The organism is Xanthomonas sp. BRIP62418 (assembly GCF_003993495.1).
Classification (GTDB): domain Bacteria; phylum Pseudomonadota; class Gammaproteobacteria; order Xanthomonadales; family Xanthomonadaceae; genus Xanthomonas; species Xanthomonas euroxanthea.
This window is the reverse complement of sequence record NZ_QEZG01000019.1, coordinates 31,902-50,251: the sequence shown is the minus strand read 5'-3', so window position 1 is coordinate 50,251 and position 18,350 is coordinate 31,902. Positions and strand designations below refer to the sequence as shown.

General features: G+C 61.0%; 22 protein-coding genes and 2 pseudogenes. 4 read left to right on the top strand and 20 right to left on the bottom strand.

The window, feature by feature from the left end; all coding sequences use genetic code 11:
* Positions 1-66 precede the first annotated feature (66 nt).
* Both EO174_RS00375 and EO174_RS00365 read right to left on the bottom strand, forming a co-directional pair.
* On the bottom strand, positions 67-1,512 hold the full coding sequence (locus EO174_RS00375; protein WP_126941587.1) for an OprO/OprP family phosphate-selective porin: 1,446 nt from the start codon (positions 1,510-1,512) through the stop codon (positions 67-69).
* Positions 1,513-2,046: 534 nt separating this feature from the next.
* Positions 2,047-2,934 carry an SDR family oxidoreductase gene (locus tag EO174_RS00365; RefSeq protein WP_119129346.1) on the bottom strand — a complete coding sequence of 296 codons (888 nt, stop codon included), beginning with the start codon at positions 2,932-2,934 and terminating at the stop codon, positions 2,047-2,049.
* Between the two features lie 134 nt (positions 2,935-3,068).
* On the opposite strand from EO174_RS00365, the gene EO174_RS00360 reads away from it, so the two are divergent.
* The 3 genes from EO174_RS00360 to EO174_RS00350 all read left to right on the top strand — a co-directional run bounded on the left by EO174_RS00360 (position 3,069) and on the right by EO174_RS00350 (position 6,659).
* Complete coding sequence (locus EO174_RS00360) at positions 3,069-3,503, top strand: helix-turn-helix domain-containing protein (RefSeq protein ID WP_104583885.1); 435 nt, start codon at positions 3,069-3,071, stop codon at positions 3,501-3,503.
* Positions 3,504-4,065: 562 nt separating this feature from the next.
* Positions 4,066-4,563 carry a hypothetical protein gene (locus tag EO174_RS00355; protein WP_126941585.1) on the top strand — a complete coding sequence of 166 codons (498 nt, stop codon included), beginning with the start codon at positions 4,066-4,068 and terminating at the stop codon, positions 4,561-4,563.
* Positions 4,560-6,659, top strand: a complete 2,100-nt coding sequence (locus tag EO174_RS00350; RefSeq protein WP_241239953.1) for a methyl-accepting chemotaxis protein — start codon at positions 4,560-4,562, stop codon at positions 6,657-6,659. The genes EO174_RS00355 and EO174_RS00350 overlap by 4 nt, the downstream gene beginning before the upstream one ends.
* Positions 6,660-6,872: 213 nt before the next feature.
* Here EO174_RS00350 and EO174_RS00345 read toward each other — a convergent pair whose 3' ends face one another.
* The 18 genes and pseudogenes from EO174_RS00345 to EO174_RS00250 form a co-directional block, all read right to left on the bottom strand.
* Positions 6,873-7,316: a YfeK family protein gene (locus EO174_RS00345; protein ID WP_241239952.1), complete on the bottom strand. Its 444-nt coding sequence runs from the start codon at positions 7,314-7,316 to the stop codon at positions 6,873-6,875.
* A 98-nt stretch (positions 7,317-7,414) separates the two neighbouring features.
* On the bottom strand, positions 7,415-7,597 hold the full coding sequence (locus tag EO174_RS00340) for a hypothetical protein (RefSeq protein ID WP_126941584.1): 183 nt from the start codon (positions 7,595-7,597) through the stop codon (positions 7,415-7,417).
* 295 nt (positions 7,598-7,892) lie between these two features.
* Positions 7,893-8,684 (bottom strand): hypothetical protein, encoded by a 792-nt coding sequence (locus EO174_RS00335; RefSeq protein ID WP_126941583.1) that lies wholly within the window; start codon positions 8,682-8,684, stop codon positions 7,893-7,895.
* Positions 8,685-9,086: 402 nt separating this feature from the next.
* Positions 9,087-9,479: a hypothetical protein gene (locus EO174_RS00330; protein WP_126941582.1), complete on the bottom strand. Its 393-nt coding sequence runs from the start codon at positions 9,477-9,479 to the stop codon at positions 9,087-9,089.
* A 57-nt stretch (positions 9,480-9,536) separates the two neighbouring features.
* Positions 9,537-9,866, bottom strand: coding sequence for a hypothetical protein (locus EO174_RS00325; RefSeq protein WP_126941581.1), 330 nt, complete (start codon positions 9,864-9,866; stop codon positions 9,537-9,539).
* Positions 9,867-9,959: 93 nt separating this feature from the next.
* Positions 9,960-10,268, bottom strand: coding sequence for a hypothetical protein (locus EO174_RS00320; RefSeq protein WP_126941580.1), 309 nt, complete (start codon positions 10,266-10,268; stop codon positions 9,960-9,962).
* Positions 10,269-10,575: 307 nt separating this feature from the next.
* A pseudogene (locus tag EO174_RS23390) lies at positions 10,576-10,761 on the bottom strand (SymE family type I addiction module toxin); the annotation flags it as partial.
* Positions 10,762-10,965: 204 nt separating this feature from the next.
* On the bottom strand, positions 10,966-11,328 hold the full coding sequence (locus EO174_RS00305; RefSeq protein ID WP_241239959.1) for an MAPEG family protein: 363 nt from the start codon (positions 11,326-11,328) through the stop codon (positions 10,966-10,968).
* A gap of 223 nt (positions 11,329-11,551) precedes the next feature.
* Positions 11,552-11,998 carry a hypothetical protein gene (locus EO174_RS00300; RefSeq protein WP_126941578.1) on the bottom strand — a complete coding sequence of 149 codons (447 nt, stop codon included), beginning with the start codon at positions 11,996-11,998 and terminating at the stop codon, positions 11,552-11,554.
* Positions 11,999-12,067: 69 nt separating this feature from the next.
* Positions 12,068-12,364: a hypothetical protein gene (locus EO174_RS00295; RefSeq protein ID WP_126941577.1), complete on the bottom strand. Its 297-nt coding sequence runs from the start codon at positions 12,362-12,364 to the stop codon at positions 12,068-12,070.
* A gap of 504 nt (positions 12,365-12,868) precedes the next feature.
* A complete protein-coding gene (locus EO174_RS00290; protein ID WP_104583875.1) occupies positions 12,869-13,183 on the bottom strand; it encodes a DUF5076 domain-containing protein in 315 nt (104 codons plus the stop codon).
* Positions 13,184-13,240: 57 nt separating this feature from the next.
* Entirely contained in the window at positions 13,241-13,642 is a 402-nt protein-coding gene (locus EO174_RS00285) for a hypothetical protein (protein ID WP_126941576.1), read from the bottom strand.
* Positions 13,643-13,711: 69 nt separating this feature from the next.
* Entirely contained in the window at positions 13,712-14,176 is a 465-nt protein-coding gene (locus tag EO174_RS00280; RefSeq protein ID WP_126941575.1) for a hypothetical protein, read from the bottom strand.
* Positions 14,177-14,380: 204 nt separating this feature from the next.
* Entirely contained in the window at positions 14,381-14,593 is a 213-nt protein-coding gene (locus tag EO174_RS00275) for a hypothetical protein (protein ID WP_104583872.1), read from the bottom strand.
* Between the two features lie 58 nt (positions 14,594-14,651).
* The gene (locus EO174_RS00270; protein WP_126941574.1) at positions 14,652-15,164 is read right to left on the bottom strand and encodes a DUF2314 domain-containing protein; all 513 of its coding nucleotides are present in this window, start codon (positions 15,162-15,164) and stop codon (positions 14,652-14,654) included.
* Between the two features lie 85 nt (positions 15,165-15,249).
* Complete coding sequence (locus EO174_RS00265; protein ID WP_126941573.1) at positions 15,250-15,777, bottom strand: hypothetical protein; 528 nt, start codon at positions 15,775-15,777, stop codon at positions 15,250-15,252.
* 95 nt (positions 15,778-15,872) lie between these two features.
* Positions 15,873-16,484, bottom strand: coding sequence for a hypothetical protein (locus EO174_RS00260; protein ID WP_126941572.1), 612 nt, complete (start codon positions 16,482-16,484; stop codon positions 15,873-15,875).
* 924 nt (positions 16,485-17,408) lie between these two features.
* On the bottom strand, positions 17,409-17,741 hold the full coding sequence (locus tag EO174_RS00250) for a hypothetical protein (protein ID WP_126941571.1): 333 nt from the start codon (positions 17,739-17,741) through the stop codon (positions 17,409-17,411).
* 199 nt (positions 17,742-17,940) lie between these two features.
* On the opposite strand from EO174_RS00250, the pseudogene EO174_RS00245 reads away from it, so the two are divergent.
* Positions 17,941-18,275: pseudogene (locus tag EO174_RS00245) on the top strand (phage integrase N-terminal SAM-like domain-containing protein); the annotation flags it as partial.
* Positions 18,276-18,350 lie beyond the last annotated feature (75 nt).

The following is an 18,350-nucleotide window of genomic DNA, read 5'->3' as shown; positions in this document are numbered from 1 at the left end:
GGTGGAGCAACAACGAACAAGCCCCCGCATGCGGGGGCTTGTTCGTTATTCATCGGCTGGCAGGGGTCAGTAATTGACCTGCAGCTGCAGCCGCAGCAGGTCGCCTTCCACCACCGGGTACGGCGCGGTGGTGACGTCGGTGCGCTTCATCTTCGAATAGGCGAACACCAGTTCCAGCGCATCCATCGGCTGCCACTCGACGCCGGCTTCCACTTCGTCCAGGCGCATGCGCGGCGCATTGGTATCGAACTTGGATCCGCCGCGGTAGGTCTGCCACTTCAGGTACGGCAGCAAGGTGCCGTAGCTGCCATCGTGCTTGTACATCGCCTGCACATAGCCGCCGCTCAGCGAGCGGGTGCGGATGCGCCGCTGTTCCACATCCAGCTCCGGGCCGCGGCCCACCGTCCACTCGGCCTGCAGGCCGAACGGTTGCGGGTAGTAGATGATGTGCGCGGCCACGCGCTGGTCGGTGTAGCCGTTCGGGTCGGTGATGGCCGGGGTGAAACTGCGTCCACCGATGTTGACCGCCGCCGCGGTCGGCACGAAGCGGCCGCTGTAGGCGTCGGCACCCACTTCCAGGTACTGGCCGTTGGCGAACTTGAACGGGTAGGTGGCGTGCACCACCGCATGCATGCTGTCGTTGCGCTCGGCGCGGTTGGCGCCCTGGCCGTTGTACACGCCGGCACCGATCACGCCGTAGTCGCCCGAGCCCTTCAAGCCTGACTTGACCAGGTCCTGGAAGCGGCCCTTGGCCACGGTGGGGCTGTAGTAGAACACCGCACCGATATCGCGTTCGTCGCGCAGGCCGGAGTTGAGTGCGTCGGCGCGGTCCAGCGTGAGACGGTTCTGGCTGGACTGCAGGTTCTCCCAGCCGTACGGCATCTTCGACTGGCCCACACGCACGCGGTACTCGCGCTTCTTGTCGAAGTAGATGTCGGCATACGCATCGCGCAGCTGCGCGAAGTTGGAGGTGGTCGACCCGGTCGGCGTGCTCGCAAAGTCCGGCTGGAAGTACAGCGACACGTGCTCGTTGAGATCGCCGCTGAGCACCAGGCGCGCGCGGCGGATGCCCAGGCTCTGGTCGTTGCCAAGAAAGCGGTCGCCCGGCGCGCGCAGATCCTGCGCGTCGCCGCCGATGCCCTGGTTGTAGCGGATCTGCGTGTAGCCGCGCAGGCTCAGCTTGTCGTACCACTTCTTGCCGGCCTCGCTGGCCTTGGCCGGCGCTGGTGCGGGCACGGGCGCAGGTGCGGCCTGGGCGATGGCGGTATCGGCTGGCAACGGCGCTGCGGGGGCGGGCGGCAATGCCGGGGCGGCCGGCATCGCCGACGCCGGCAGCTTGCCGTTCTCGTCCACCTGCACGAACTTGCCCAGCTTGTCGCGGCCCGGGGCCGGCTCGGCGAAGATCTGCTTGGTCTTGCGGTCCACGTACAGCTCCAGCTCGGCAGCCAGCGTGCTGCCACTGGCGGTCGCGCTGAGGGCGCACAGGACGGTGGCGAGATTGCGTTTTTTCATGGGTCCGGCTCGTGCAAGGGAAACGGGTCGGCGGCAGCATCAGGCCGGCGCTGCCCGGCGGGGCGGCGAACACGGCACCGGCACGCCACCAGGGCGACCGGTCGTCCTGACGGTGCGGCAATGCGTGCAGTTATATTTAGATTTGATGTCAGTTTGGTGACATCGGCAGCCTGCAAGGCGCAAGGCTGTGTCAGCTGCGTGTCCGGCGCGTGTCAGTTGTGCGACGCACGGAAGGCGGGCCCATCGGCGCGCAGGTCGGGCGCCGGGCGCCTGTGGTGCCATGCTGGCACCAGGCCACGCAGGGCCACGCGGAGACGGTGAAGCAGGATGCGGGTGCCCGTGCAAGGCCGCAGGCGCACGCCGTACAGGGCCGCGGCGCGGCGGTTACCTCTCTCGCGAGCGGGCGAGGGGGCGGTGAATCAGAGCGGGGCGAAGGCGGGTCGTCGCCCGCCTTCGCCGGATCACTCAACGCCTGGCAGGTTGCCGGGCCAGTGCTGCTGCAGGGTGTCGAGCAGCGCGATGCCAGGGCTCGCCTCAGCCGGCCGGCGCCGCCTGCAACGCCGCCGCCACCGCATCGGGCAGCGACGTGGTCGGGCGGCCGATCAGCTGGCTCAGCGTGTGGCTGTCGTCGAACAGGCTGCCGCCACGCGAGGACGCAGAGCATTGCGCCAGCACCTGTGCGAAGGCGGCCGGCAGGCCGATCTGCACCAACGCCGCCGCGTAGTCGGCTTCGGGCAGGTCGTGGTAGGCCACCGGCTTGCCGGACTGCCGCGCCACCTCGGCGGCGTACTCGGCCATCGTGAAGGCGGTATCGCCGGCCAGCTCGTAGACCTTGCCGGCCTGCGGCGTGTCGGCGGCCAGCACCGCTGCGGCGGCCTCGGCATAGTCGGCGCGCGTGGCCGCGCTGATCCGGCCCTCGCCGGCGCTGCCGATCACCGCGCCATGCGCCACTTCGGCCGCGATCGAACCGGTGTAGTTCTCGGTGTACCAGCCATTGCGCAGCAGCACATGCGGCACGCCGCTGTCGCGCAGCAGCGCTTCGGTGGTGACATGCTCGGGTGCCAGCGACAGCGTGCTGGTATCGGCGTGCAGCACGCTGGTGTAGGCCAGCAGGTCCACGCCGGCGCGCTTGGCCGCCTCGATCACGTTGCGGTGCTGCGGCACGCGCTCGCCCACCGCGTTGGACGACACCAATAGCACCCGGCCCACGCCCGCGAAGGCCTGGTCCAGGCTCTGCGGGTCCGCATAGTCGGCGCGACGCACGTTGATGTCGCGTTTTGCGAACTGCGCGAGTGACGCTGTATCGCGGGCCGTTGCTACGATCCGACCGGCCGGGACACGCGCCAGCAGTGCTTCGACCACCAATGCGCCCAGCTGCCCGCTGGCGCCGGTGACGAGGATCAGGGGGGAGGTGTGTGCCATGGTGAACTCCAGTAGGTATTGATAAGAGGTGTGGTCTACTATCTAGACTCTTGGTCCGCGCACCTATTGTCAGTGCCGTTCAAACCTCCGCAAGGAGGCAGTTTTCCACCCCCTGGTTACCGTGAGATATCCCAGTGAACGCGATTGCTCTGTTTCCACCGCCGCCGTCCCTGCAAGGCATGCCGTTCGATGCGACCAAGTGCCCGGTGCGCGACGTGCTCGATCAGATCGGCGACAAATGGACCATGTTGATCCTGCTGACGCTGATCCCCGGTCCCTCCCGCTTCAGCGCCATCCAGCGCGCCGTGCCGGACATCTCCAAGCGGATGCTGACCCAGACCCTGCGCAACCTCGAGCGCAACGGCATGATCACCCGCAAGGTCTACGCAACCAAGCCGCCCAGCGTGGAATATGCCTTGTCCAAGCTCGGCGTGGCGCTGCTCGACCCGATCTCGCAGCTGCTCAACTGGGCAGGCGAAAACCATGCCGCCATCCGCTCCGCACGCGAACGCTTCGATCGTGCCCAGCAGGCGGCGGTTGCGCTGGATGCCGACGAAGCGATGGCATAGGCATCCGCCTGCCGTAATGAAGAGAAAGCTGGTGGCGCTGACTGCCAGGTGGGCCAGTCGGCGCGCTGGTTGATCGTCGGTGTGCGGGACAGGGATGCAGCAGTGGGCCGATGCCACGTTTGCCAAGGGCTGCCGTGCATTGGTGGCGCATCGGTCTTCGGTCCCTCAAGCGCGGGTCAGCCCCGGCGAGGGCGTGTCGTGCGCCGCTGCTGTCGACAGGCGCAGTCCGGCGCGTGATCCACACCACGGGTGAGGGCATCACGGCCGCCTTGCGCCAACAGCGAGCTGCCGCGCTGGCCGCTGCGCACGTTGCCGCCGCCGTCTCTGCGGCACCGCCGGCACGCCGGTGCACCAATGGCAACTGTGAAATGGTGCTCACAAAATCCCGCGCCGGATAAACGCCCGATGGCGCCACCATCAGGGCCGCAGCCCGCAAACCCTTGCGGCATCAAGGGCCGGCCGCGCGCTATCACCGCCATCGCTAATTTCAATCGCACGCCTGCTCAAGCGCATGCACCGGTATCCGATAAGGGCTCACCTGATCTCGTGAATCCACCGCGCCATGCCTGTCTTCGGCACCTTGTCCGCCTCAACGCGACGCACCCTGGGCGCTGCCCTGCTCGCGCTATGGTGCGGCTGGATCGCCGTGGCCTGGACCACGCCACCTGCGCACGCCAACGACGTGGCAAGTGCATGGACGCAGGTCCAGGCCAGCCTGCCGGCCGCGCAGCAGACGCCGATGCTGATCGGCGTCGCAGGTGCTTGTGCGTGTAGCGATCTGGCCGCCGATCGCGCCTGGACCGTGCTCAGCAGCGCGGTGCGCGCGCGTGGCGGACAGGTGCGCATGCTCGACACCCCTGCGTTGCGTGGCAGCGGCTATGCCGTCTGGCTGCTCGGCGCCGACGGCCAACCGCGCTATGCCGGCCCTGCAGACGGTGGCGCCGTGTGCGGCACGGCCGGCGCGGCGGAGTGGTCGCGCTGGTTACCCGATGTCCTGGCGCGCACCCCCGGTGCCGCGCTGGTGTCCCCTTGTCCTTGTGCCGTGGAGTCGCTGTCATGATGGAACTGTCCGCATCGGCACCGCCGACCTCCACCTACGCCACCCGCCTGGCGATCAAGGCCGACCGGCTGTTCCTGTGGCTGGCCGTGCTGCAGGGCATCGGCTCGCTGGGCCTGGCCTGGTACCAGGGCCAATGGACCACGTTTGTCGCCGTCACGCTGCCCAGCCTGTTGCTGATGGCCTGGCAAGTGCAGGCCAACCCCGGTACGCGCCTGACCCGCATCACCAATGCGCTGGTGCTGATGGCCCTGGTCGCGGCCACCATCCAGCAGGCGCATGGCCTGGTGGAAATGCACTTCGGTGTATTCGTGATCCTGGCGCTGCTGCTGTACTACCGCGACTGGCTGCCGGTGGTGGTCGCCGCAGGCGCCATCGCCGTGCATCACCTGGCGTTCTACTGGCTGCAGTCGCGTGGCATGCCGGTGCAGGCGTTCACTGTCGGCAGCGGCTTCGGCATCGTGGTGCTGCACGCCGGCTATGTGATCGTCGAAACCGCCTTCGTCTGCGTGATGGCGATTCAACTGCGCCGCCAGGTCGATGCCCTCGACCACGAGGCCGAGGCACTGGTCGAACTGGCCGACACCCTGGCCACCGGTGCGACCTTGCCGCCGGCCATCCTGCAGCAGCCCTTCCGCAGCGGCTCGCTGGCGCAGGCGCTGGTGCGCATGAGCGTGCAGGTGGAAGAGCGCATCGCCCAACAGCAGCAACTGCTGCTGGAAAATCGCCGTATCCGCCTGGCGCTGGATGCATCGGCAATGGCGGTGGCCATCGTGGACGGGCAGGGCGCTGCCATCTATCGCAACCAGTCGTTCCAGCAACTGAGCACGCAGGTCGACCCACAGGTGCTGCACAGCGCACTGGCCGACGCGGTGCAGGCCGGGCATGACGCCGGCACCAGCAGGACGCGCGCGCTGGCGGCGCTGCAGCTGCAGGAAAACATCACCCCCGTTCGCGATCACGACGGCGCCTCGCTGGGCGTGGTGGTGGAGTGGCAGGACCGCACGCAGGATCTAGCATTGGAAGAACAGCTGGCCACCGTCATTGCACAGGCGACGCGCGGCGAGCTCGGCGCCCGTCTGCAGGGGCACGCCAGCGGCGGCACGCTCGGGCAGCTGGCCGAGGGCGTCAACCAGTTCCTCGCCATCACCGACGACAGCCTGCGGGACATGCGCCGCATGCTGGCGGCGATGTCGCGTGGTGATTTGTCCCAGCGCATCGATCGTCACTGCGAAGGCGTGTTCGAGCAGATGAAGCGCGACGCCAATGCCACCGCCGACGAGCTGGCGCGCATCATTGCGCAGATCCGCAGCTCCAGCACCGCGATCAATCACGCCGCCGGCCAGATCCTCACCCGCAACGATGCGCTGGAGCAGCAGGTGCAGCGGCAGTCGGCCACCCTGGGCCGTACCGCCACCCAGATGCAGGCCGTGCTCGGCACCATGCAGCAGCACACCGCGCAGGCGGCCGACGCCGACAAGCTCACCGCCGCCGCCTCCGAGGCCGCGCGCAGCGGCGGCGACACCATGCACCAGGCGATGGGCACCATGCAGCAGATGGAACAGGCCTCGCGGCGCATCCAGGACATCGTCTCGGTCATCGACGGCATCGCCTTCCAGACCAATATCCTTGCCCTCAATGCCGCGGTCGAAGCCGCACGCGCCGGCGAAGAAGGCCGCGGCTTTGCCGTGGTCGCCGGCGAGGTGCGCGCGCTGGCCTTGCGCTCGTCCACCGCCGCCAGCCAGATCAAGACCCTGATCGGCGAATCGGTCACGCATATGCAGGCCGGCGTGCAACAGGTGCGCCACGCAGGCGAAGGCATGCAGCACATCGTCGCCACCATCGGCCAGGTCAGCAGCACGCTCAGCAGGATCGCCACCGCCTCACAACAAGAGGCGGGCAGCATCGCGCAGGTGCATCACACCCTCGCCGGTGTGGATACGGACATGCGCGACGGCGTCACCCGCATGCAGGACGCCAGCGCCGCCGCACGCGCCATGGGCGACCACGCCGCGCAGCTGGAAGATGCGGTGAGTGCGTTTGTGGCCGACGAGCGCGATGGCAGCGTTGGTGAAGTGCAGCGGCTGCGCGTTGCCTGATCTACATCAGCGTATCTTCGGCGCGCGATAGCACCACGCGTGATCTTGCCTGATCGCCGGAGCTGAAGCCGGGTCTTCTAAGGCCGATAGTGCAACCATCGCTTTCGGCCGGCCGGTCCACAGAGGCTGTCCAGCGGCAGTTGCCAGCGCCTGCATCAGGCGGCGCTGCAAGGCAGATGCTGCAGCGCAGGGCCTGATGCTGACGCCTGCTGACTACTTGCGTAGCTCCTGCAGCTTGCCGCTGAACCAGGATTGGCTCGATACAGGTGCAGCATTGCCGCAACGCACCTGATACGGCTTGCCCGACATGCTGCTCTTGGTGGCGGCAAGTTCGATAAAGGACTCGGTGGACGTCACCAGCCCCTTCTTCTGTAAGTAGTCGTACTTGCGCTGCAAATGTTCGCTGGCTTTCGGCGCCGCGTACCACGACCCATTGCGCGAAAACTCGCAGTTGGATTGTTCAAGGACCCTGAAAAGCTGACCGACCTCGCGCGTGGTGGCGGGCGAAATCCCTTGGGCTGAGACCGATGCACAGGCACCGAGCAGGAATACTGCAAGACACGATCTAACGTTCATCGACCTAATGGTAGCGCATGACAGCGCCTTGCCGACCGGCATCGAGGCGCGGTACCAAGACAGTTGCGGATCCGCTGCCAAGGCTGCATTTCATAGCTGTTACAAGGCGGCATCAGAGTCGGCCCCGGCGAAAAAACGCAGTCGGCCGAGGGACATGCGCGTGTCACGTCATGCAGGCGTCAGATGGCACCACGCCGACGCGCCAAGGCAATGCCGAACACGGAGCCAAGCGACAGACCCAGGCCAATGCCTTGAGGCAGGTTGCCCATTGCTGCCCCGAGGGCCGACCCCAGGCCTGCTCCGATGGCAATGCTGGTGCCGACCAATTTGGAATAGAGCTTGGTATCTGCTGGCTTCAACATGAGCATTCCTTCGTTGATGGTTGAACCGATCCGCCTGGCGATAGCGTTGCATTGCGCAGGCGGTCACTGACGCAGACCACTGCTTTGATTTTAATGTCTTGGGCTCACGTTGCAACACCGGGCCTACGCGCTGCGTAGCGGAAGCGTGACATCACGACAACAAGAAAAGCTGATTTTCAGCACATGAGACGGCAATGCACGCCTGCTCAAGCGCGTTCGGAATCGTTATAAAGCGTTGCTTTGCGACCTCGGCCAGACCAGCGGCAACGCAACAATGGAGCCATCAGGAAGGATGCTAGACATCCGCCGGCGCGTACCGCAGCAGCGTCGAACCCTCGAAGTAGTTCCCGTAGTACTCACTCGCCCGCAAACCCGGGTTCGCCTCAAAATCGATGTAAGGCTCGGAACAATGCGGGCATCGAAAGGGATTGAGGTAGGCGTAGCGGGACCCATCCGGTGCCAACGGCAGTGCATCTTCCAGCGCAGCAAGCGCTTCGGCATCTGGCTCGGACAGCGCTGCAGGGCTGCCAGGCAGATGGCTATCAACGGTGATGGTGTAACTGCCAGACCCCGAGTAAAAGTATCCCGCGTTGCTGAAACCCGCGTGATAGGAGCGGATCAGGAACGAACGCTTGCAATGGTCGCATTCGCAGGAAAGCACCACGTTGCTATTTGTGACCAAGCCGTTGAAGTGCAGCCCCCTGGCAAACAGCCCCTTGCCCGCAAGGGCGGAACTGTTGACGCTGGCACCCGGCAGGAAGAACGGCTGAAACCTGATCCCGGATGCCTTGCCGGTCGCAAATGCGTCCGGATCGAGCTGCTCGGTCTGCGAAATGACGCAGTCCGCCTGGCACCCGAGGCTGGGATGTACGCGAACCGAGAAGTGGAACCACCCGGTCGCAGTACCAAGTTCATGCCGGTGCACCTCCCCCGCCGAGTCGGCAAACTCCAGGATGCTGTCGGCCTTCAACCACGCAGAAGGCTTGATCTCGCACGGAACATCGTTCTGGTCAACGCGACACAACTCCTGCCCATTGGCTCGAACGATCAGCAATGGAGCAGCTTTCTTCTTGAAGATGGAGAACATGCTTTCCTTGGCGGTAAGGCGTGACTAGGAGATCGGATCACTGGGCGACTGGACAGATTTTAGTGCTTTAGCTTCGCCTGCGGCGAGTCAAGGACCATGCCCACGAGAAGAGCAAGCAGACGCCGAAGAGCGTAAACAGAAAAGCGGCAAGCCCCGCCCAGGACATGCCGAACAGCCAAAGGCCAGAATGACACGCGACCGGGTCTCTTGCGGTGGAGGCAAAAGTGGCGCAGGGCGAAAGAGTTTTGGTGTGATGCCACCAGGTGAACGTAACGGAAGCACCGAAGACCACCAGTAGCGCAGCCAATAGCCGAAGCGCGCGATATCCAACTGACGTCTTTGTTGATTTCGGATGTGTGCACATGTGCAGAGCGGCCTAACGCCTAAATGAGGTGTTGGGGCTTACCACCCCTGAGCCTGCGCAAATGATTCAAGTTGTTGCTGAACCTTGGCGGCTAGCTCCGGTGAGGTGTAGAACGCAAGGTCAGGGGCGTCCACATCATCCTTGAACGCAACCACCACCAAGCGCTCGCGTTTACCATTTAAGGTGGCCGAGAACTCCCAATTGCCCACTGTCTCAACCGGCAACGCATCGATTGATTCTTTGAGTGCGTCGGCGTCTAGATTGGTACTGACAGAGCCAGACAACTCATGCAGGAATGGTCCAACCCCATCCTGATCGAAGCTCATGGAAGCTTCGGAGAGACCAGAGACGTCAATTTTTGTAGCGGATGCCGAGCAGGCTACGCCTGATGCGAAGAGGAGAAAAGCAAGGGCTGCAATGATCTTTCTCATAGGGCCTAATCGCCAGGTCAAGCCGACCCGCGACGTGGTTCCGGCTTGAGTGAATTGTCAGGCCGCATGCCGATACGTCACGGCTGCAAACCAAATGATTGCTGCAAGCACAAGCATGACGATCCATCCTGATCTTTGATGGAACGGCACCGGGTTGCACCCGATCTGCGCTTCTGCCGCCGAAGCGCTAACTATCCAGCCGTGGGAGCAAACAGGACAAATGAGCTGGTACTGCTTGGAGATGACCCACCCGAAGAGATGATAGAAGTGTCCGTACTTGTACTTGAGACGCAGTGTGAAGTCTTGCTTCTGCTCGCACCTCTGGCAGTACTCATGTTCTTCCAGGTCGAAGGTCAGCACTCGCTCGCCCCATCCCCAAAGAATCATCTGTCTCTCTCGAAATATCTCTAGCGGTCTAATAACTGGATTAAGCCAGCCCGCGAGGTGGATCCGGCTTGAATGAATTGCCAGGCGTCGCCACTAGTCACTGCTCCCGGCGCAGCCAGAGTCCCCCGCATCGCAACCGGAAAAACCAATGTCCTGACCACCCGATGCGCCACCATCGGATGACAGATAGAACGGGTCACTTGTATCGGACGATGTGGAGCCAGCTGCCTGAGAAGAAGCAAACGCGGTACAAACGACGGCGCCGATGACTGGAACAAGCCAGATGACAGCAACTTGCAATGCGCGTTGTGATGGCGACAGCGTCGAAACGCGAAGCACTGCAACCGATGCGACGATATTGCCAAGAGCAAGTACCGCACCCAGTAGAAGCATCAACTCCATCCAAACCTCCAAAGTTGCCTGACCATTACTGGGGCTGCCCGTGTGCGGTGTGAAAACAATCCTCGCCGAGTCGTCGATGGCCGTCAATCGCCGCAAACCTTTGCAGCAAACGCTCGTGATGCCAGCGCGGCTGCCCATGACCATGTGCTATGCCTTAGTCGAGTTGTTCCAACGTGAGAGGCAGGATGACAGCCGGATGTTCAATCTTTGTCCTCCTGCGCGAGGAGCGGTGAGCGCACACAGCATGGTAATAAAGCGCGTTACGCTCGATGCTAGCGTGGGCATGCATGCTGCGCGGCGCACCTGCTTAGTCTTTGGCTGCCACGCTGACGACCAGCTCGCCGTTGCACATGCGAATGTCGAGCTCGCTGTCGATGGTGAAGCCCAGCAGTTCCAGCCAGCGGCCGAGTAGGCGCAGCGTGGGGATGCGTTGGTGGCTGTCGGGGTAGTAGCCGTAGCCAATGGCGCAGTGTTGCGGGGCACGCGGGTGGCCCGGATGAGCAATTTTTAAATTAATTATGGCGCTTTATCCAATAGCGCCTAACGCCAGAATTAAGCCGCGCCGAGAAGCGGCGTCGGCTTGAAGGAATTATTAGGGCGCACCCACATACGAGAGAAGACTCCGAGCTGCGGCTATCTTGTTGAAACGCGATGTATACTGAAGCCCAGTCCTCAATGGTCTGAGACCTATTCATCGTTAGCTAGCAACCGTCGAGAGCAGAATCATGAGTTGCCAGATGAGAAGTAGCACTGTGGGATAGAAGGTAAGTGCGAAGCCAAATGCACGAGCGCGTGCGCCGCCACTATACGAGGCAAAGAATGTCAGCCTGCCAAGCAAGAAGGCACAAGCGCATACTGGAGCTGCGGCTTGAATGCTGGGGCGAGTACTGACAAGGGCAGCAACGTAGACAGGGAGTGCCAACGCCAGCTGTTCCATCGTATTTTGCAGTAGAGATTCTAACGTTCTGGCCTGGATAGTCCCCACGCTCAATGCGCTGCCGTCAATGTCAGCAGGTGTGAAGAAACGATGTTTGGCCATACGAGCAATCGCCACGCACATTGCTATGGCGGGCAACAACAGGCTGATTGCAATGCGATCTGCGGCGCGCCACCCCAAAAATGCCCTTGATGCCAGGAAGACAACCAGCAAAGAGGCAACGAGGCCCGAAACCATGCCAAGGGCGACTCCTCGCTGCTTTTCGTCTAGGTGCACTATGAGTTCCTTTGCCGGCTAACGCCTGAATTAAGCCGACCCGCGAAGCGGGTTCGGCTTGGATGAATTGTTAGGCCGCAAGCTGACGCAGTCTGCCCCACGACTGGCAAAGCCCCGCGAGGTGCACCAGACCAATGGCGAGACAGATCGCCGAGCTCACGACCCAGAAGGTGAGGCTGTTGCCAGGGAAGTAGGCCATGACCGGGACGAACGCTACACCGCGAACGATGTAAATACCTGTGACCGCCATAAGGACTGTTCGACGTAGCGGAAACGGCCGGAATACGCCCGCGGCCGAGAGCGCGTACGCTCCCCAAGTGGCCAAGACGGCGGCGATTGCGAGCGTGACCACTGTGGGATACCAGCTGCCTTCAGCGTGAAGTTGCGCCATCTGCTCTTCGGCGCCCAAGAGGCGGAACAGTGGTGCGCCCACTACTAAGCACGCAAGATGTGCCAGTGCTGCAACGCCACTCAGTGCGCCGCCGACGATGAGGAGCTTGTTGGTTGGGCCTTCCACGCGGTCTCCCTTGCGACCTAACGCCTGAATTAAGCCGCGTCGCTGAGCGGATTCGGCTTGAATGAATTATTAGGGTCCATCCGTGATGCTCCCGACGGGCCGACGGCGAACCCACCATACGAAAGCAAAGAATAACGCAGACGCCAAGAATGCAAGAGCGGGAACTATGAGCAGGCCGTTCTGCTCGTGATAGACAACTAAATTACGCCCGTCGAAATAGCGCCCCTCCTCGTTGAAAAGGCAGCGATATGGCCAATAGAACGAAAAGTAGAAGAAGCCAAAGAGGGTCGCCAAAGTACCCGAGATCAGGGCTACCGCCAACAGTAAAGCTTGTGGGATGCGGCGATGGCGTTGCTTGGGGCTCAAGAATCCCTCCTGTGGGGTGTAGCGTTGGAATTAAGCCGACCCGCGAAGCGTGTTCGGCTTGAATGAAGTGTTCAGCGGCAGCTTACCGCCGACTGGCACGACTAGCCCCCTGAAAAAGCACGGCCAGGTCCGAGCTGGACATCTTGCTGAGACTGTCATACGCGGGTTTGGTGGCGGACTCGGTCCCAGTACCTTCGCCGTACAGCCTAATGCCACCGTTACCGTCCGGCGCGAGGATAAAGAAGAACGGAGTAGCGGGATTGGGCGTGTCGGCAGTGATCACTACGGAACGGCCATCGGTGCAGCCATACACCAGCCAGTTATTGCCTCCGAACCGCTTCAAGGCCGGTCCAATGTTGCATTAAAGCGCGGGATGTTCAGTGGCAGGCACAGTCGACGAGCTAGCAGCGAGAAGTGTGATGAATAGAGTTGCAATCATGTCTGCTCTGCCGCCTAACGCCTGGTTGAGCCGACCCGCGAAGAGGGTTCGGCTTAAATGACTTGTTAGCTGAAATCTTTAAGGCTGCCCGAGATGTCTTTGCGGAGCTGTCCGAGCGACAGATTACACCTGGCAATGATCTCTTGCTCTAGCACCGCCGGATTTTGGTCGTAGCGGAGTGAGAGAGCTTTGGCCAAATGCTTGACCGTATCAGCCAGAATGTCTCCCCAAGCAGTCGTCTCTCCAGCACTCTCCTCTGGTGGATAAAGGCCAACATTGAGGGATACCAAAAGGTCTTGCCGCGTCACCCAAATCCGTGCCACCTCAAAGGCATCCAAGTCCTCGGCAGCCCCATCTGGAAGTGGAAGTTCTCTTCCCATCGCATTTAACGCCTGAATTAAGGAGGCCCGCAAAGCGGGTCTGGCTTGAATGAATTGCTAGGCACCGCCGATGCCTACAATAACGCAGATTGCCGGTGTGGTTAGGAACCAAACAACTGGTAGCCAGACGAGCTTACCTGTCCGAAGCCACAGCGGTTTGAGGTGGGGCGGGATAGTAGACGACGGTCGTGCGATCCAGCCCAGCTCACGAAAATTGTTGTGGTAGCCAGGACCAAGCCCAGGAAATTGCGTGAGGTGTTCCCAGGTGGCTCGATCAACAGCCAGAAGATCTCGACGAAAGCGGATGTTGAGTAGGGTGCCACCTCCGCCGGCAAGTGCAAGACTACCTACGATATAGAGCGTGGTCAGCCGCTCTCGTGGACCGACCACACCGAAACGCAGGAAAAGAACCAGAGCTGCAAAAATTCCCCATGCAACAAATAGCCATCGAACTTTCATGCGATGCCTGTCGCCTGAATTAAGCCGACTCGCAAAGCGAGTTCTGCATGAATGGATTGTTAGACGTGCCTACGCAGACCAGTAATGCAGTGGGCTGCCGAACACGCCATGGGCACCAAGGTTGCTTGCACTCTCACCCCAAAAGCAATAGAAGAGGTTCTGCTCTGGTTGGTACACGAGCCAGTAGCCTGCTTGATGAGCGACGCATTGACCCGAGATGACTTGGCCAAGCGCAATGTCGGGAAAGCCAGGCGCCATGACTGTATCGCTAACAGGAAATGGTTTGCAGACGTTGTGGCGGATGCTATCCGTTAGACCAGCAAAGTAGCTTTTCGCGTCAACGTCGTAATTGACGTACACATCCGTAGTGTCGGATAGCTCGGCCTCCAGCTTCGCAAGTAACGGGTTATTGTCTTGCACGTCTAACGCCTTAATTAAGCCGATCCGCGAAGGCTGCCCAGCGTCGTCCAGCGACGCGTACTCAACGATCTGCTCGGCGTGGCTCTCGTCCTCGATTACGAAACACTTTGGCATAGTGCCTAACGCCTGATTTAAGTCGACCTGCGAAGCTGGTTCGGTTTGAATGAATTGTTAGCATCCTTACAGGTGGTCGATGGAGCTGACCAGGATTTCCCCAGGGGTGCCAGAAAGATGCCCGCAACCACGAAAGTGTGGTCCTGGTGAATGGAGCGTACCTAAAACCGATACGCGATGTCCGTGAAGTTTCTCCAAGCCCCTCTAATTGAGTTGCACGCTGCCCGTGGCGGTACTAAGCCAAATGCTGGAACTGGCTTGGCCGAATGGTTCGATGTCGTGCCTCTCGACCTTGGGATAGTGCCAGATGGCAACGTGCTCGAACTCAACGTGGAGAATTCCATGGACGGTCACAGGCTTTCCGTCGAGATGGCCTAGCTGGTCCAGCGCTTCATTGACGGATAGCGAATCTTTCATAGGGTGCTAACTCCAGAGTCAAGCAGCGCCGAATAGCGGCGTCGGCCTGGATGAATTGTTAGGGGGCAGGCAGCGGTGCATAACTGCTCACTCCGATGTAGCGATCAAACGGCTCGCGCTCGGCTGCAGGAAGGCGGCTTCGTTGAATGCGAAGCGAGTAGCCACCTTGCATAACGCCCGAGTTGACCAAAGCCCAATCCGCTACTTCTGATTCTGGCACGAACTTCCTTGTGCCGGGGGAGATGTCAGTGAACTCAGGCGGCGCCTCGAATACGGACGCGTTGAATCCAGAAGGCGTAGCGGACTCCACGGTTAGCCAAAGCCACATCACGCCACTTGCCGGATCAGAGATGCGTGTTTTTACCATTGACGAGACGTCAGTCGGCGTCCCATCGGCTAGGAGCCGACGAAAGTGGCCTAGCGAGCCGTTAGCTGCTCGGGCGGCGTCCGCAAGCTCCCCGTTGGGCATCGCCATAAACAGAGGTTCGTCTTGGGGTTGCTCAAATTTGCTGGTGGCATCGGCTTGGCCAAAGCTCAGCACGCCGCGTACGAACCGAAGGATCTTGCCCACGTTGCTCACTCCCGCTGCCCCTAACGCTTGAATTAAGTCTACCCACGAAGTGGGTTCGGCTTGAATGAATTGTTAGACGCATGCCTCATATCTTGCCCTCGATGCGCGCCTGAGTGATTACCTGTTGATCTGCCCGAAGCTGCTCCCGACCAACATCATCCGCAGCAAGTGAACCTTGGTACTTGCCAGCGAATAGAGCAACTTGACGCTGAAGCTTATGAACCGTGACAAGTCGCGCCTCGAGCTCTGCTTGAGAGAATGCTGAGCAATCAATATCCAGAACCGACGCGCCCTCAATGAGCGAGCTGGCATCTGCCAAGTCTGCATCCCATTGAGCAAGCCAATGCTTTGTAGCGCCAGAATTATAGGTGCCTTGAGCGGCAGCGAGCCGCGTCCGTGAGGTCTTTGCGCTCTCCAGCAGGGGAGCCAGACCGTGGATATCCGAATGCAACGTGATTTCGGCGCGACGTAGCTCTAGGCGAAGATCAAGGGATTTGAGCTGGCCAGTGCGTCGAAACGCCAGGAAAGCGAGAACAGCCCCAGCGATGCCAGTGACGGCGCCGATGATGCCCGCAATTGCTCCGGTGTAAGCAAGCCAACTTTGCTCTGACATTGCTTGGTCTCGCCAGAAAGATTGTTTAGCGCCTAACGCCCGAGTTAAGCCGCGTCGCTAAGCGGCGTCGGCTTGGATAAATTGTTAGAACCCACTTAGCAGAACACGATTGCAGCTCCGGAGAACACAGACGCCTCTGCTGCCCCAATGAGGCGGAGGCACGTAAACGACTCAATACCGTATCGCTTCCACTTTAGTCCGGGCTGCTGCTGCAGATCGGCAGCCTCCCAAACTTCCTCACTTTCAGGATCTATTTCTGGCGGAAGTTCCAGCCATGCCGCTAGGCGGCGACATTCTTCTAGAAGCCTCGGGGACGAGCCGAGCATGCCTCCGGGCAAATCGACCTCCTCACTTGGGAAGATGACCGACTCGAAATCTTGGGGTGCGTAAAAGCCTTCGGCATCGCTGTGAAGTACGAGATGCTCAAAGCCCGGGGCCAAGAGATCGTAGTACTCGGCAAGCACGGGGTCTGCAGCCGGATCGTCGTCTGCCGGCCCAGGTACCTCGAGCCCTTGGCCGATGTACGCAGCCAGCCTCCGCAGGTAGTGGATCCCTGAATAGCCCCACATCTGGCAGGAGAAGAACGGCTCGTCCTCAGAGCTTGACGGCTCCGCGTGACCGGGCAAGCCCGCCTCCGTTAAGGCTCGCGCCACGGGAGCGTACATCTCTTGGTCCTCCATGCCTCCGACCGAAATACTCAGACCCATGTCATCTCCATGTGGGCTCTAACGCCTGAATTAAGCCGACCTGCGAAGCGGGTTCGGCTTGAATGAATTGTTAGGGCGCACCTCGGTGCAACTCCCTAAGTTGTCTAACAACAGCCTCTTGGTGCGCGAGCCAAATGTCCTCGGAACTACCTGCATCAATTATGGCCTCACCTGGCTCAGTTGCGTCAGAAATGATCGTGTCAACGACACTGGCGAATGGCGCAAAGTTAGATAAGCCATTGCTTATCGATGCTGATACGCAGGACCGCCATTGGGATATGCCGCGATTGAAGAAGTACTGCGAAAGGCCGCCATTGCGTGTCTCTGTGTCGAGGAGCCAAATCTCGTATAGAAAGTTATCAAGTGGTGGCAGGTCGCCCGAGCCTGAGGTCTGCCTCTCAACGACGGTGTGGCCGACCTCAATGATCCAATCTTCAAGGTCCCATGGAATCATGGTGCGCTAACGCCGGAATTAAGCCGACCACGAAGCGAGTTCGGCTGGAATGAATTGTTAGGTGGGCTAGCGTGCAACCGTATCTCGCCACTCCAGGAGTTTATCGGCCGCGAGTTCAGCACGGGTCTCCGTTCCCGGAAGTCCCATGCGTTGGTCAGCAATCTGCACAAGATGCCTAGCGATTGCGGAGTTGTCGGCGCCCTGCCACAACAGGCTGCAAATGTGGTCAACGTAGCCGTCGTACTCATTACGGGCTTGCGGAACGCCTGCTACTCCGATTGGATCCCAGATGTAGTGCAGCACCTCACCAACTGCTTGGCGTAATGCTCTTTGTTCGGATCCGAGTTGGTCTGTCATAGCCCGCCTAACGCCTGAATTAAGCCGACCCGTAACGGGGCGGTGGTTGGGTGCTAGCGTAGCGGAAAAGCGCCCGAGCGCTGCCCCGATGCGGGTTCGGCTTGAATGAATTGTTAGGCCGCGACATGTGCAGCCTCCATGTACGTGCTGTACGCGTCATATGAGAAGCCGATGCCAATAGCAGCAGAAAGAGCAAGCAACAGCCAATACTTGGTTGGATGCTCTCTGCGGCTGAATCTGGCTATCCACGCGCCATCAAGTGCGCAACCAGTAAAGGCCTGAATGAGGAATGGAATAAAACCGCTCACACCGAACAGAATGGCGGCAGCCAATTTGCTAAGGCCCGCCGACTCGCCCCAGAAAGCGGACGCCGAAAACAAACCGATGAAAAGGATGAACCCCCAACCAAACGATTTGCCTTGAAAGCGCGAGACGGAATTTTGCATAGCTGCCTAACCACTATTGGACCGCCTAAGAGCGGTGTTGCGCCAAGTATCGACTAAGGCCGGAGGTCTGGAAAGGAGGAATTCCTATTCCTTGACAATAACTTACCGGATGGCCACCGGCAGTCTTTGTGCCGATGCTGGTTGCGTTAGCCTACGTTCGAGTAAGCGTATGAGTTACACCTGCGGCGATGCAGGCGTAATGACGCCTCTGACTCCGAAGCTGTTGGATCAGGTCCGTGCTCGGCTGCGGCTTCGTCACTACAGCCTGCGTACCGAGCATGCATTTGTGGGCTGGATCCGACGCTTCATTCTGGCCAACGGCAAACGGCACCCAGTACAGATGGGGCAGGTGGAGGTCGAGGCGTTTCTCACCGAACTGGTGACGCAGGGCAGGTGTCGGCCGGCACGCAGAATCAGGCGCTGGCGGCACTGCTGTTCCTGTATCGCGAGGTTCTGGGCATGGAGTTGCCCTGGATGGAGAATCTAGTGCGCGCCAAGCGGTGGCGGCCCATTCCAGTGGTGCTCTCTGCCGAGTAGCTCGCGCGCGCACAGTGCAGGAGCTGTTGGGCCACAAGGATGTGGCAACCACGTAGATCTACATGCATGTGC